The following is a 12728-nucleotide window of genomic DNA, read 5'->3' on the forward strand; positions in this document are numbered from 1 at the left end:
CTGCCATTCCCAATCACCCCAGCGAAAACGCCATGCCCAACCCGATCCGGCACTGCCGGCTGCTGATCCTGGGATCCGGCCCCGCCGGCTGGACCGCCGCCCTCTACGCCGCCCGCGCCAACCTCAAGCCCGTGCTCATCACCGGCATGCAGCCCGGCGGCCAGCTCACCACGACCACCGAGGTCGAGAACTGGCCCGGCGGCGTCCACGACCTGCAGGGCCCCGGCCTGATGGCGCAGATGCAGGAACACGCCGAGCGCTTCGCCACCGACGTCCTCTACGACCACATCCATACGGCGGACCTGTCGGCGCGGCCCTTCACCCTGACCGGCGACCTGGGCGTCTACACCTGCGATGCGCTGATCATCGCCACGGGCGCGACCGCCCAGTACCTGGGGCTGCCGTCTGAACAGGCCTACCTTGGCCGGGGCGTCTCTGCCTGCGCGACCTGCGACGGCTTCTTCCACCGCGGCCGAGAGGTGGCGGTGATCGGCGGCGGCAACACGGCCGTCGAGGAAGCCCTCTACCTCTCGAACATCGCCAGCAAGGTCTGGCTGATCCATCGCCGGGACAGCCTGCGCGCGGAAAAAATCCTGCAGGATCGCCTGTTCGCCAGGATCGAGTCGGGCGCCATCTCGCCGGTGTGGAACCACGTGGTGGAAGAGGTGCTTGGCGACGACCGGGGTGTGACCGGCATTCGCGCCAGGTCGGGCCTTGACGGGACCAGCCGCGACATCGCCGTCAGCGGCGCCTTCGTCGCCATCGGCCATAGGCCCAACACCGGCCTGTTCGACGGGCAGTTGGCGATGCGCAACGGTTATCTGCAAATCCGGTCGGGTCTGGAAGGCGGCGCCACCGAGACCTCGGTCGCCGGTGTCTTCGCGGCCGGCGACGTGGCCGACCAACATTATCGCCAGGCCATCACCTCGGCCGGGTTCGGCTGCATGGCGGCGCTGGATGCCGAGCGGTTTCTGGAGCGTTCCTCATGAGCGCCGCCGCCCTTCAAACCAATCCCCCTCCCACAGGTAAGACGATGAGCAACCCACTCCTGGACTTTTCCGGTCTCTCGCGCTTCGACGAAATCCGGGCCGAGCACATCGCCCCGGCCATCGACCAGCTGCTGGCCGAGGCCGAAGCCGCCGTGAAGGCCGCCGAGACCGTGGCGCCGGTCACCTGGGACCTCTTCATCGAGCCGCTGGACGACGCTATGGAGCGACTGGGCCGGGCCTGGAACCAGGTCAGCCACCTGCAGGCCGTGGCCAACACGCCGCAGCTGCGGGCCGCCTACAATGAGACCCTGCCGAAGATCAGCCGCTTCTACAGCGGCGTCGGTCAGAACCTGGCGCTGTTCGAGCAGTACAAGCGCCTCAGCGAGGCGGCGGACGCCGCCGGCTACGCCCCATCCCGGCGCAAGTTGATCGACAACGCCCTGCGTGGCTTCCGGCTCGGCGGCGCCGAACTGCCCGACGACCAGAAGGCGCAGTTCACCGAGCTCGGGCAGGAAATGTCGGCCCTCTCGGCCAAGTTCTCGGAGAATGTGCTTGACGCCACCGACGCCTACAGCCTGCACGTAGAGGATGAGGCCGAGCTGTCCGGCCTCCCGGCCGACGTTCGCGACGCCTGTCGGGCCGCCGCCGAGGCCACCGGACAGACCGGCTGGACGCTCAGCCTCAAGGCCCCCGTCCTGTTTCCGGTGCTGATCTACGCTGACAACAGGGCGCTGCGCGAGGCCCTGTACCGGGCCTCCGGCGTGCGCGCCTCCGAGCACGGACCGGCGGAGCGGGACAACACCGGCCTCATCCGCCGCATCCTGGAACTGCGCCAGGACTCCGCCGCCATGCTCGGGTTCGGCAGCTACGCCGACTATTCCCTGGTCACCACCATGGCCGCCTCCTCGGAGGCCGTGCTGACCTTCCTGGAAGACCTCGCGGCGCGGGGCCTACCGCACGCCCGCAAGGATCGGGCCGATCTGGAGGCCTTCGCCGCGGAGACCCTCGGCCTGGAGACGCTGGAGGCCTGGGACGTGGCCTACGTCAGTGAGAAGCTCAAGCAGGCGCGCTACCAGCTGTCGGCCGAAGAGGTGAAGGCCTACTTCACCGAGCCGAAGGTGTTGGCCGGGTTGTTCGACGTCATCGAGACGCTCTACGGCCTGAAGGTTGCGCCGGATTCGGCGCCCGTGTGGCACGAGGACGTGGGATTCTTCCGGCTGACGGACGCGGACAACAGGCTCATCGGCCAGTTCTACCTCGACCTCTACGCCCGGCCCGGCAAGCGCGGCGGCGCCTGGATGGACGTCAACCGCAACCGCCGGGTCAAGGCCTCAGGCCTTCAGACGCCGGTCGTCTATCTGACCTGCAACTTCGGCAAGGGCGTCGACGGCAAGCCCGCCACCTTCGGCCATGGCGACGTGATCACCCTCTTCCACGAGATGGGCCACGGGCTGCACCAGCTGCTGACCGAGGTCGACGACATGGGTGTGGCGGGTCTCAACGGGGTGGAATGGGACGCCATCGAACTGCCCAGCCAGTTCATGGAAAACTTCTGCTGGGAGTTCGACCGCCTTCGCCGCATGACCGCCCATGTCGACAGCGGCGAGCCGTTGCCGCGCGACCTGTTCGACCGGATGATCGCCGCCAGGAACTACCAGAGCGGCATGCAGATCATGCGCCAGCTCGAGCTGAGCCTGTTCGACATGCGAATCCACGTCGAAACGTTCGATCCCCGGCGCGATGATGTCATGGCGCTGCTGGACCAGGTTCGCCTGGAGGTTTCGGTCAATCCCATTCCCGACTGGCACCGCTTCCCGAACACCTTTGAACACGTCTTCGCGGGCGGCTACGCGGCCGGCTACTACAGCTACAAATGGGCGGAGGTGCTCAGCGCGGACGCCTACGCCGCCTTCGAAGAGGCTCCCGACAAGGTCTCGCAATCGGGCGCCAGGTTCCGCGCCGAAATCCTGTCACGCGGGGGCAGCAGGACCGCCGCGCAGAACTTCGAGGCCTTCCGTGGCCGGCCGCCTGAAATTGACGCCCTTCTGCGGCACGGTGGCCTGTCCGGATAGCTGACCAGGCGCCGCCGGTGCTCTAGGCGTCGGCGGCTTCCATGGCAGCCTTCGCGGCCGCCATCATCTTGGCGAAAGCGCCGCTGCGGATCAGCTCGCGCCGCTCCTCCAACCCACGGTGAAGCTCGGCCAGCGTCCTTGCGGCATGCTCGTTCGTCTGGATCGCGGCCCAGTAGGCGGCCACGTTGGCGTGATCCGGAATGGGGTTCTCCCGGCCGGCGGCCGGCAGGGTGTTCTCGATGAGGAAGAGCGCCGGAACCAGGGCGCAGTCGGCCATCGTCAGCCGCCCACAGCAGGCGAAGCCGTCCTTGCCGATGACGCGGTCCAGGGCCTTGACGTTGCGCAGCACCTGGCCGGCGAGCAGATCGACCACGCCCTCATTGCGGGTCTGGGCGTAGGTCTGGCCGGCCAGCATGAACATGTTGTTCATGAGGTAGATGTCACCGATCCGCGCCAGCGTCCGGATATGGGCCGTCTCGCGCGGCGTGGCGCCCAGCATCCGCGGCTGCGGATAGACCTCTTCCAGATATTCGGCGATCACCTCCGACTCCGGCATCAGATCGCCGTCGATATCCAGGACCGGGATGCGGCCGATGGGATTGTCCTCCCGGAACGCCGGCAGCCCGAAGGTCGCCGGCCGCTCGATCACGATATCGGAGATGCCCTTGGCGTAGATCTGCATGCGCACGCGCGCCGAATAGGGGCTCAAGTCTCCGGAATAGAGCTTCATCATCCGGTCTCTCCTTCGGCGCCGACAGATCAATTCGAGGGTCGCTCACAGCTTAGCGGCAATCCAAGGTCCTTTGCCAAGGCTCTCGGCAGAGGTCACACATTCGAATCGCGTCGGGTGCGCCGGGATTTTCAACAGAATCGCCATGACGGCCGCCCAACGAGGGACGAAGGGCGGCGAGAGCGTGGTCGGTTTCGCACGCCCGTCGCCATGAGGGATGATGGCGTCAGCGCCGTATAGTCCTCCAACGACGCCTTGCGGCGTGTGACAGTGATTGGAGTTCCTTGATGAAAAGCAGACTGCTGATGGCGGCGCTGACCGCGATTCTGACGGCGACGAGCGCGGCGATTCCGGCGGCCATGGCCCACCCTGGCGAAGATCACGCGGCCGTTCCGCAGACCGCGGAGGGCCAGGGGACGGTCAAGGCGATCGACGCCGAGGCCGGCGTCGTCACGGTCGCGCACGGGCCCATCCCGGCGCTGAAATGGCCCTCGATGACCATGAAGTTCAAGGTTGAGAACGCGGCCGTCCTCCAGGGCGTGACCGTCGGCCAGAAGATCCACTTCGTGCTCAAGAATGTTGGCGGCAAGCCGGTCATCACCCAGATCCACGCGATGTGACGCGGAATGGGCGCGATGATGGTCAGGAGTTTCAAGGCAGGCCTACTGGCCCTGCTGGCGGCGATGACCGTTTCGACGGCGCCGCTCCAGGCGCAGGACGCGCCCGGCGCGCCCGTCGCCGCCCCTTCATCCTCTCAGGCCACCGCGTCGCCGCCCGATGAGGCGCCGGTAACGGAGATGGCCTGGCCGACCGGGGAGTCAGGCGGCATGCAGATGTCGCACGACAAGCCCAAGACCTTCGCGGGCCGCCTCATCATGTGGCTGGGCATGTGGCATCCGGCCGTCATTCATTTTCCGATCGCGCTTGTCCTGACGGTCGCCCTGTTGGAAGCGGCGGCCGCCGTGCGGCGTCAGCCGGTCTATGCGGCGGGCAACCGGCTGCTGCTCGCGGTGGCGACGGTCGGCGCATTTGTCGCCGCGCCGTTCGGCTGGGCCAGCGCCGGCCTTCCCGCGTCTGATGACGGGAGCGCGCTGACAATTCACCGCTGGCTGGGAACCAGCCTGCCCTTCCTGATCCTGGCTTTGTGGTGGCTCAAGCGGCCGGCCGAGCAGGCGGCGCGGCGTCTGGGCGGGCGCGGCTATGAATTTGCCCTGGCGCTGACGGTTCTGCTGATCCTGGTCCAGTCCTACTTCGGGGCCGAGGTCACACATGGCGCGGGCCACATGATGTTCTGAGCCTGGCCGCGCGGGTGGTTAGGCGGGCGCGGGCGCGGGCGCGTATGATTGAAACGGACCCGGGCCGCCTTGTCTGGTCGGGCGGGCCGAGGTGACTGAGGTATTTCATGGCTGATCTGGCCCGCCGGGCTTTGCTGAAGAACAGCGGCCTTCTCGCCGCCGGCCTTGCCATGTCCCCGCTCCTGCCGGCCTGGGCGCGCACCGCAAGCGGACTGGTGCGCGATCTGCCGAGCCTCTCTGGCCATGACATCAAACTGCGCATCGGCCACACGCAATGGCCGGTCGATGGCCGCAAAGGTCACGCGGTCACCATCAACGGCACGGTGCCCGGTCCGCTTATCCGCCTCAAGGAAGGGCAGATCGCCCGCATCTCCGTCACCAACGACCTGCACGAAGAGACCTCCATCCACTGGCACGGCCTGATCCTGCCGTTCCAGATGGATGGCGTGCCGGGGGTGAGCTTTCCCGGCATCAAGCCGGGTGAAACCTTCGTCTATGAATTCCCGGTCCGGCAGTCGGGAACCTACTGGTATCACTCCCACTCCGGCCTGCAGGAACAGGAGGGCCACTACGGCCCGATCATCATCGAGCCGAAGGACCCCGACCCGGTCGCGTTCGACCGCGAGTACGCCGTCGTGCTCTCCGATTTCGCCTTCATGCACCCCCACGAGATTTTCAAGAAACTGAAGGCGCAGGCGGGGGTCTTCAATTTTCAGAAGCAGACCGTGGCAGGGCTTCTCGCGGGCAGGGATCAGCCGCTCAAGGACCGCATCGAGTGGGGCAAGATGCGCATGGACCCGACCGACGTCTCAGACGTCACGGGCTCCGTCTACACCTTCCTGATCAACGGCCACGGACCGGGCGACAACTGGACGGCGCTGTTCAATCCCGGGGAGCGCGTGCGGCTGCGCTTCATCAACGCCGCGGCAATGACCAATTTCAACGTCCGCATCCCGGGCCTGGCGATGACCGTCGTGCAGGCCGACGGCCAGAATGTGAAGCCGGTCGAGGTCGAGGAATTCCAGATCGCGATCGCCGAGACCTACGACGTCGTGGTGCGGCCGACCGAAGACAAGGCCTTCACCCTGGTCGCCGAAGCGGTCGACCGGTCGGGCATGGGGCGCGCCACCCTGGCGCCGCGGCCGGGGATGGTGGCGGCCGTCCCTCCGTTGCGGGAGCGACCGCTCGCGACCATGAAGGACATGGGCATGGACATGAGCGCCCATGGCGCCATGGAGGGCATGGATCATGGCGCCGACGGCGGCATGCAGATGGATATGGCCGGCATGGATATGTCGATGCGCAATCCCGACAACGCTCCCCAGGTGAAGATGGGGCCGGGCGTCCAGACCATCTCACCGATGCCGATGGACCGCACGGGCGAGCCGGGCCAGGGCCTCGAAAACGTCGGTCACAGGGTGCTGGTCTACACCGACCTTGAAGCGCTCGCCCCCAACCCCGACACGCGCACGCCAAGCCGCGCGCTGGAGCTTCACCTGACCGGCAACATGGAACGCTTCATATGGTCGTTCGACGGTGAGAAGTTCTCGGAAGTCACCAAGCCGATCCCGTTCCGCCTGAACGAACGGGTGCGGGTGACGCTGGTGAACGACTCGATGATGGCCCACCCGATCCATCTGCACGGGCATTTCTTCGAACTGCTCACGGGCCCCAAGGGCCGGCACCCAAGAAAGCACACAGTGAACGTCGCGCCGGGCGGCAAGGTGACGTTCGATCTGACCGCCGATGCGCCGGGCGACTGGGCGTTCCACTGCCACATGCTCTACCACATGCATGCGGGGATGTTCCGCGTCGTCAGCGTGCGGCCGATGACGGGAGGCGGCCAATGAGACGGCTCCTTCCTTTGACCGCCCTGGGCCTGGTGCTGGCGACGCCTGCCTTCGCGCAACAGCACCCCGGCCATCCGCCGGCCCAGCCCGCGCCGAAGGCTACGCCGGCCGAGCCGAAACCCGCGCCCGAGGCCGCGGCGCAGGCTGCGCCCTCCGACGACGCGGCGCTGTCGATGGATTGGCCGACCGAACTGCCGCCTGGCGACCCGCCTCAGGACGCCATGGAAGGCATGGACCACAGCGCCCATGGCGAGATGGAGGCGGAGGTCGGCAACGAGCCGCCGCCGCCGGCCCCGACCGACCACGCCGCTGACGCCGTGTTCGATCCCGTCGCCATGGCCAAGGCGCGCGGCCTGCTGCGCCAGGAGCATGGCGGCTCGCTGAGTTCGCTGGTGATGATCGACCAGGCCGAGTGGCGCGGTGGCTCCGGCCAGGGCGGTTTCGCCTGGAACGGCGAGGGGTGGTTCGGCGGCGACTCCAATCGCCTCGTGGTGAAGTCCGAAGGCCAAGACGGCGGCGGCGATCTCGACGAGGCCGAGGTGCAGCTGCTCTATTCGCGGGCGATCTCACCCTATTTCGATCTGCAGGCGGGCCTGCGCCAGGATATCCAGGACGGTCCCAGACGCACCTATGCGACGGTCGGGTTTGAGGGGCTTGCGCCCTATTGGTTCGAGACCGAGGGCGCGGTGTTTCTCTCGAACGAAGGCGAGGCCTTCGCGCGCCTTGAGGGCAGCTACGATCTGCGGCTGACGCAACGGCTGATCCTGCAGCCACGCGCAGAGGTGAACCTCTCCGCGCAGGACTCCCCGGAGCTTGAGCTTGGCTCGGGCGTCACCGACGTCGAACTGGGCCTGCGGCTGCGCTACGAGGTCAGGCGAGAGTTCGCGCCCTATGTCGGCCTGGTCTTTGATCGCAGGTTCGGCGGGACCGCCGACTATGCGAAGGCGCTTGGCGAGAGCGACAGCGAGACGCGTTTCGTGATCGGGCTGCGCGCATGGTTTTAGGCACGTGACGCGGCATCCGACGCGTCGCTTATTTCAGGCTCTTACTGGGGACACTTCCATGAACCTGCGCATCCCGGCCCTGGCCCTGTGCCTGGCGCTCTCGCCGATCGCGGCGGGGCCTGTCCTGACGTCCGTGGCGCTCGCCGCGCCGGCGAATGGCGCCGTGACCACGGTGGAGGCTTTTCACGCGGCGATGGCGCGCGGCGACGCGGCGGCGGTGGCCGATCTCATGCTCGATGAGGCGGTCATCTTCGAGCAGGGCGGCGCGGAGTCTTCGAAGGCCGAGTACGTCGAAGCGCACCTGCCCGGCGACATCGCCTACAGCCAGGGCATGACCGATACGATCACCAGCCGGAAAAGCGAGGTGCGGGGCGCCACGGCCTGGGTGCTCACCCAGGGCCGCACGACCGGGACCTATGACGGCAAGACCGTCGACCGGCTCACCACGGAGACCATGGTCCTGAAGCGCACGCGCGCCGGCTGGCGCATCGCCCATATCCACTGGTCGTCGCGCGCCGCGCCCGCCAAATAGCGCGGCGGCGGAACCCTCGCGGAAGCGCCTCAAGCGTCCTGCAAGGCGAGCTTTTCGGAGAGCGCGCGGCGCGCCCTGTAGACGCGCAGCTCGATCGCCTTGGCGCTGAGTCCCAGGAGCTTGCCGGCCTCGTCCTGCGAGAGGCCTTCGAGGGCCGTCAGGATCAGCGGCTCCTTGAGGCCGATGGGCAGGTCGGCGATCGCCCTGTCGAGGCGCGCAAGCTGTTCCTGATCGGAGACGGCGACTTCCGGCGAAGGATCGCCGGCGGCCAGGTTCTGCCCGGTCCAGCTGTCGAGGCCCTCGTTTCGGGTGAGCCAGCGGCGCACGGCCCTGCGGCGTGACCAGTCCCGGCATTTGTTGAGCGCGATGCGGCGCAGCCAGGCCGGGAACGGGCGCGACCGGTCGTAGCGCTTCAAGGCGCTCCAGGCGGCGGCGAAGCTTTCCTGCAGCAGATCGTAGGCCTCGTCGGCCTCGCCGGTGTAGCGCCGGATGAATCTATAGAGCGCGTCCTTGTGACGTCGCATGAGCCATGTGAAGGCGCGCTCGTCGCCGGCGACCGCGCGGGCGGCAAGCTCGGAGTCGGGCGGCTCGATCGCCGCGCTCACCGTCCCTCTTGGGTGAGTGCGGCGGCGATCTCGGCATCAAAGGTCCTGGCCTGCTGGGGCGTGAGGACAGCGCGCATGTCGAAGACGTGCGCGATAGTCGCCTTCTGCAGCGCGCCCATCGCCATGTGCAGATGGTCGATGGCGCGGTTCAGCTCGGGCGAGTCCTTCTCGCCCTTTTGAATGGCCGCCGCCAGTTCGCGGTTGGCGGCCTTGACCTCGCCTTCGAGCCGCGCGCGCTCGACGGCGTAGCTTTTTTCGATGACCTCAAGTCGGCGCGACTGGTCTGGGGTGAGGTCCAGGTTTTCATGGACCATGTCGTGCAGGGAGGGCCCCTGTTCGTGGTGGCTCACGACGTAGCGCGCGCAGAGCCATGCGCCGCCACCCGCCGCGATCACGACCAGGACAATGGTCAAAAGCAGATTGCGCAGAGAAGGCTTCATTGGCGACCTTCGAGAAGTTCGGAGGGCGCGAGCGCCGAGGCCGTGAGCGAAAGACTGGGCTGCCGCGCGCGCAAGAGGGCGGTGGCTTCGGCCCCGCCGAAGGCGATGCCCGATACGAGCGCAAAGGAGGCGGCGAGCATCTGCGCCGTGCGCCATCGGCGCTCCACGGCCGCGCAGGCGCGGGCCTGGCGGACGCGGTCCCAGACGCTGTCTTCGAGACTGTCCATCGCCGGCGCGGCCAGTTCGTCGCGCAGATCGCGCAAGGCTTTGTCGAGTGTCGTCATGAGCCGGCGCACCTCCCGCACCCTTCATGCATACGCATCAGCCCGCCCCATCCCTCACGGGGTGAGGGATGGCCGATGACGGCGCGTAGAAGAGGGCAAGGTGGTCGTTCATCGCAAGGACCGCTGCAGGATGGCCACGAGCTCATCGGCCTTTTGGCGCTGGTCGGCGGCGTCGCCGCTGGCGAAGGCGGCGCTGACGCAATGGTCGATATGCTCGCGCAGAAGCTCCTGCTCGACCTTGCTGAGGGCGGCGCGCACGGCCTGGAGCTGGGTGAGGATGTCGATGCAGTAGCGGTCCTCTTCGACCATGCGGCCGATGCCGCGCACCTGGCCTTCGACGCGGCTCAGGCGGTTTTGAAGATTGGCTTTGTTCGCACGATGCATCGACGCTCTCCTGACCAAGGAACATATACCCCCATAGGGTATTTGACAACGGCGGGCGGCGGCTCTATTTCAACAACGATGGATGCCCCCTGGGGGTATCTTCACAATTCAAGGAGGCGGGCGTGAGCGATCCACATCACCACGACCACGGAGGCCACGGCTGTTGTTCGGGAAAGCCCAAGAGTGGCGCCGACACGGTGATCGATCCCGTTTGCGGCATGGCGGTCGATCCGAAGACCACGGCGCATCACGCCCATCATGCGGGCGCGGACTTTCATTTCTGCTCGGCCGGCTGCCGCGCGAAGTTCGTGGCCGATCCCGGGAAATACCTCGCGAAAGACCGCGCCGAGGAGCCGCCCGCGCCGGCCGGGACGATCTACACCTGCCCGATGCATCCCGAGATCCGCCGGGTGGGTCCGGGGTCCTGCCCGATCTGCGGCATGGCGCTGGAGCCGGAGACGATCACCGCCGACAGCGGCCCCAACCCCGAGCTTGCCGACATGACGCGGCGCTTCTGGGTGGCGGTCGCGCTCAGCCTGCCTGTGCTCGCTCTGGAGATGGGCGGCCATCTGTTCGACCTGCACCGCTACCTGCCGGGGCAGTGGTCGAACTGGATCCAGTTCGCCCTGGCGACGCCCGTCGTGCTCTGGGCCGGCTGGCCCTTTTTCGAGCGCGGCTGGGCGTCCTTGAAGACGCGCAATCTCAATATGTTCACCCTCATCGCGATGGGCGTGGGTGTTGCCTGGGCCTACAGCGTGGCAGCCGTCCTGGCGCCGCAGATTTTTCCGGACGCGTTCCGCAAGGCGGACGGCTCCGTGCCTGTCTATTTCGAAGCGGCGGCGGTGATCACCGCCCTCGTCCTGCTCGGCCAGGTGCTGGAGCTGCAGGCGCGCGAGCGCACCTCGGGCGCGCTCAAGGCCCTGCTCGATCTCGCGCCGAAGACGGCGCGGCGCATCCGCGACGACGGGACCGATGAAGAGGTTTCGCTCGATCTCATCGCGGTGGGCGACCGCCTGCGCGTCCGGCCCGGCGAGAAGGTCCCGGTCGATGGCGCCATCCTCGACGGGCGCGCGTCGATCGACGAGTCCATGGTCACCGGCGAGAGCATGCCGGTCACGCGCGACATCGGCGATCCAGTCATCGGCGGCGCGATCAACAAGACCGGCTCGTTCGTGATGCGCGCCGACAAGGTGGGCGCCGATACTCTGCTCTCGCAGATCGTGCAGATGGTCGCGCAAGCGCAGCGATCACGCGCACCGATCCAGCGGCTGGCTGACCGTGTCTCGGGATGGTTCGTACCGGCGGTGATCCTCGTTGCCGTCATCGCGTTCGCGGCTTGGGCCATGGTTGGCCCCGATCCGCGCTTGAGCTACGCGCTGGTGGCGGCCGTTTCGGTGCTGATCATCGCCTGTCCCTGCGCGCTGGGCCTGGCCACGCCCATCTCGATCATGGTCGGCGTGGGGAGAGGCGCGCAGGCCGGCGTCCTCATCAAGAACGCCGAAAGCCTGGAGCGTTTCGAGAAGATCGACACGCTCGTTGTCGACAAGACCGGCACGCTTACGGAAGGGCGTCCGGCGGTCACGACGATCATGCCGGTGGATGGCGTCGACCGCCAGTCGCTGCTCCGCCTCGCGGCCAGCCTGGAACGCGGCAGTGAGCACCCGCTGGGCGACGCCATCCTGCGCGCGGCGGCCGAGGAAGGCGTCAGCCTGACCGAGGCAAGCGAATTTGACTCGCCGGTGGGCCGCGGCGTGCTCGGCCTCGTCGAGGGCAAACGCGTCGCCATCGGGTCTCGCCATTTCATCGGCGAACAGGGGGCGGACATCGCGCCGCTGGATGGAGAGGCCGACGCCTTGCGTCGCCAGGGCGCGACGGTGGTCTATGTCGCCCTCGACGGAAAGCTCGCCGGTCTGATCGGGATCAAGGACCCCATCAAGCCGGGCGCGCGCGCCGCCATCGACGCCCTGAAGGAAGAGGGCGTGCGCATCGTCATGATGACGGGCGACAACGAAACGACGGCGCGCGCCGTCGCCGACGCGCTCGGCATCAGCGAGGTCGCGGCCGAGGTGCTGCCGCAGGACAAGGCGTCGGTCGTCGAGCGGCTGCGCGGCGAAGGCCGCGTTGTCGCCATGGCGGGCGACGGCGTCAACGACGCCCCGGCGCTCGCGGCGGCGGATGTCGGGATCGCGATGGGGGCGGGCGCGGATGTGGCGATTGAGAGCGCCGGCGTGACGCTGTTGAAGGGCGACCTCGCCGGCATCGTGAAAGCCCGCGCGCTCTCGCGGGCCGTCATGCGCAACATCCGGCAGAACCTGTTTTTCGCCTTCATCTACAACGCGGGCGGCGTGCCGATTGCGGCGGGCCTGCTCTATCCGGTGTTCGGGTTGCTGCTCTCGCCCGCCATCGCCGCGCTCGCCATGGCGCTTTCTTCGGTGAGCGTCATCGGCAACGCGCTGCGCCTGCGCGCGGTGCGTCTCTAGAGCGCGTTCCGATAAGTGGGAACCGGTTATCGGAGCAAACGCGCGCCAACGAAAAAGCTAGAG

At 67.6% G+C, this 12728-nt stretch carries 13 protein-coding genes; 8 read left to right on the forward strand and 5 right to left on the reverse strand.

Annotated elements, in window-relative coordinates; all coding sequences use genetic code 11:
• The first annotated feature begins 32 nt into the window (after window positions 1-32).
• Both trxB and AC1RSK_RS14370 read left to right on the forward strand, forming a co-directional pair.
• Window positions 33-989 (forward strand): thioredoxin-disulfide reductase, encoded by a 957-nt coding sequence (gene trxB, locus AC1RSK_RS14365; protein ID WP_492908248.1) that lies wholly within the window; start codon window positions 33-35, stop codon window positions 987-989.
• 44 nt (window positions 990-1033) lie between these two features.
• A complete protein-coding gene (locus tag AC1RSK_RS14370) occupies window positions 1034-3061 on the forward strand; it encodes a M3 family metallopeptidase (RefSeq protein ID WP_492908249.1) in 2028 nt (675 codons plus the stop codon).
• Window positions 3062-3083: 22 nt separating this feature from the next.
• Here AC1RSK_RS14370 and AC1RSK_RS14375 read toward each other — a convergent pair whose 3' ends face one another.
• Window positions 3084-3794: a glutathione S-transferase family protein gene (locus tag AC1RSK_RS14375; RefSeq protein WP_492908250.1), complete on the reverse strand. Its 711-nt coding sequence runs from the start codon at window positions 3792-3794 to the stop codon at window positions 3084-3086.
• Window positions 3795-4096: 302 nt separating this feature from the next.
• On the opposite strand from AC1RSK_RS14375, the gene AC1RSK_RS14380 reads away from it, so the two are divergent.
• The 5 genes from AC1RSK_RS14380 (at window position 4097) to AC1RSK_RS14400 (ending at window position 8472) form a co-directional block, all read left to right on the forward strand.
• A complete protein-coding gene (locus tag AC1RSK_RS14380) occupies window positions 4097-4411 on the forward strand; it encodes a copper-binding protein (protein ID WP_492908251.1) in 315 nt (104 codons plus the stop codon).
• 6 nt (window positions 4412-4417) lie between these two features.
• On the forward strand, window positions 4418-5086 hold the full coding sequence (locus tag AC1RSK_RS14385; RefSeq protein WP_492908252.1) for a DUF2231 domain-containing protein: 669 nt from the start codon (window positions 4418-4420) through the stop codon (window positions 5084-5086).
• 107 nt (window positions 5087-5193) lie between these two features.
• Entirely contained in the window at window positions 5194-6936 is a 1743-nt protein-coding gene (locus AC1RSK_RS14390) for a copper resistance system multicopper oxidase (RefSeq protein ID WP_492908253.1), read from the forward strand.
• A complete protein-coding gene (locus AC1RSK_RS14395; RefSeq protein WP_492908254.1) occupies window positions 6933-7940 on the forward strand; it encodes a copper resistance protein B in 1008 nt (335 codons plus the stop codon). The genes AC1RSK_RS14390 and AC1RSK_RS14395 overlap by 4 nt, the downstream gene beginning before the upstream one ends.
• Window positions 7941-7998: 58 nt before the next feature.
• Window positions 7999-8472 (forward strand): nuclear transport factor 2 family protein, encoded by a 474-nt coding sequence (locus tag AC1RSK_RS14400; protein WP_492908255.1) that lies wholly within the window; start codon window positions 7999-8001, stop codon window positions 8470-8472.
• Between the two features lie 29 nt (window positions 8473-8501).
• On the opposite strand, the gene AC1RSK_RS14405 is transcribed toward AC1RSK_RS14400, so the two are convergent.
• From AC1RSK_RS14405 to AC1RSK_RS14420, 4 genes are all read right to left on the reverse strand, one after another.
• Entirely contained in the window at window positions 8502-9077 is a 576-nt protein-coding gene (locus AC1RSK_RS14405) for an RNA polymerase sigma factor (protein WP_492908256.1), read from the reverse strand.
• A complete protein-coding gene (locus AC1RSK_RS14410; RefSeq protein ID WP_492908257.1) occupies window positions 9074-9517 on the reverse strand; it encodes a Spy/CpxP family protein refolding chaperone in 444 nt (147 codons plus the stop codon). Before AC1RSK_RS14410 ends, AC1RSK_RS14405 begins: the two co-directional genes overlap by 4 nt.
• Entirely contained in the window at window positions 9514-9801 is a 288-nt protein-coding gene (locus AC1RSK_RS14415; RefSeq protein ID WP_492908258.1) for a hypothetical protein, read from the reverse strand. The genes AC1RSK_RS14410 and AC1RSK_RS14415 overlap by 4 nt, the downstream gene beginning before the upstream one ends.
• 108 nt (window positions 9802-9909) lie before the next feature.
• Window positions 9910-10185, reverse strand: coding sequence for a metal-sensitive transcriptional regulator (locus AC1RSK_RS14420; RefSeq protein WP_492908259.1), 276 nt, complete (start codon window positions 10183-10185; stop codon window positions 9910-9912).
• A 122-nt stretch (window positions 10186-10307) separates the two neighbouring features.
• Between AC1RSK_RS14420 and AC1RSK_RS14425 the strand changes: the two genes are divergently transcribed.
• A complete protein-coding gene (locus AC1RSK_RS14425) occupies window positions 10308-12665 on the forward strand; it encodes a heavy metal translocating P-type ATPase (protein ID WP_492908260.1) in 2358 nt (785 codons plus the stop codon).
• Window positions 12666-12728 lie beyond the last annotated feature (63 nt).

This window comes from Caulobacter sp. GW821-FHT11A05, from assembly GCF_058809015.1.

Excerpts from the sequence above, each read along its gene's own strand:
- AC1RSK_RS14420 (WP_492908259.1), bottom strand. The coding sequence starts at position 10,185 with ATGCATCGTGCGAACAAAGCCAATCTTCAAAACCGCCTGAGCCGCGTC.
- AC1RSK_RS14410 (WP_492908257.1), bottom strand. The coding sequence starts at position 9,517 with ATGAAGCCTTCTCTGCGCAATCTGCTTTTGACCATTGTCCTGGTCGTG.
- trxB (WP_492908248.1), top strand. The coding sequence starts at position 33 with ATGCCCAACCCGATCCGGCACTGCCGGCTGCTGATCCTGGGATCCGGC.
- AC1RSK_RS14380 (WP_492908251.1), top strand. The coding sequence starts at position 4,097 with ATGGCGGCGCTGACCGCGATTCTGACGGCGACGAGCGCGGCGATTCCG.
- AC1RSK_RS14390 (WP_492908253.1), top strand. The coding sequence starts at position 5,194 with ATGGCTGATCTGGCCCGCCGGGCTTTGCTGAAGAACAGCGGCCTTCTC.
- AC1RSK_RS14370 (WP_492908249.1), top strand. The coding sequence starts at position 1,034 with ATGAGCAACCCACTCCTGGACTTTTCCGGTCTCTCGCGCTTCGACGAA.
- AC1RSK_RS14400 (WP_492908255.1), top strand. The coding sequence starts at position 7,999 with ATGAACCTGCGCATCCCGGCCCTGGCCCTGTGCCTGGCGCTCTCGCCG.
- AC1RSK_RS14395 (WP_492908254.1), top strand. The coding sequence starts at position 6,933 with ATGAGACGGCTCCTTCCTTTGACCGCCCTGGGCCTGGTGCTGGCGACG.
- AC1RSK_RS14385 (WP_492908252.1), top strand. The coding sequence starts at position 4,418 with ATGGGCGCGATGATGGTCAGGAGTTTCAAGGCAGGCCTACTGGCCCTG.
- AC1RSK_RS14415 (WP_492908258.1), bottom strand. The coding sequence starts at position 9,801 with ATGACGACACTCGACAAAGCCTTGCGCGATCTGCGCGACGAACTGGCC.
- AC1RSK_RS14375 (WP_492908250.1), bottom strand. The coding sequence starts at position 3,794 with ATGATGAAGCTCTATTCCGGAGACTTGAGCCCCTATTCGGCGCGCGTG.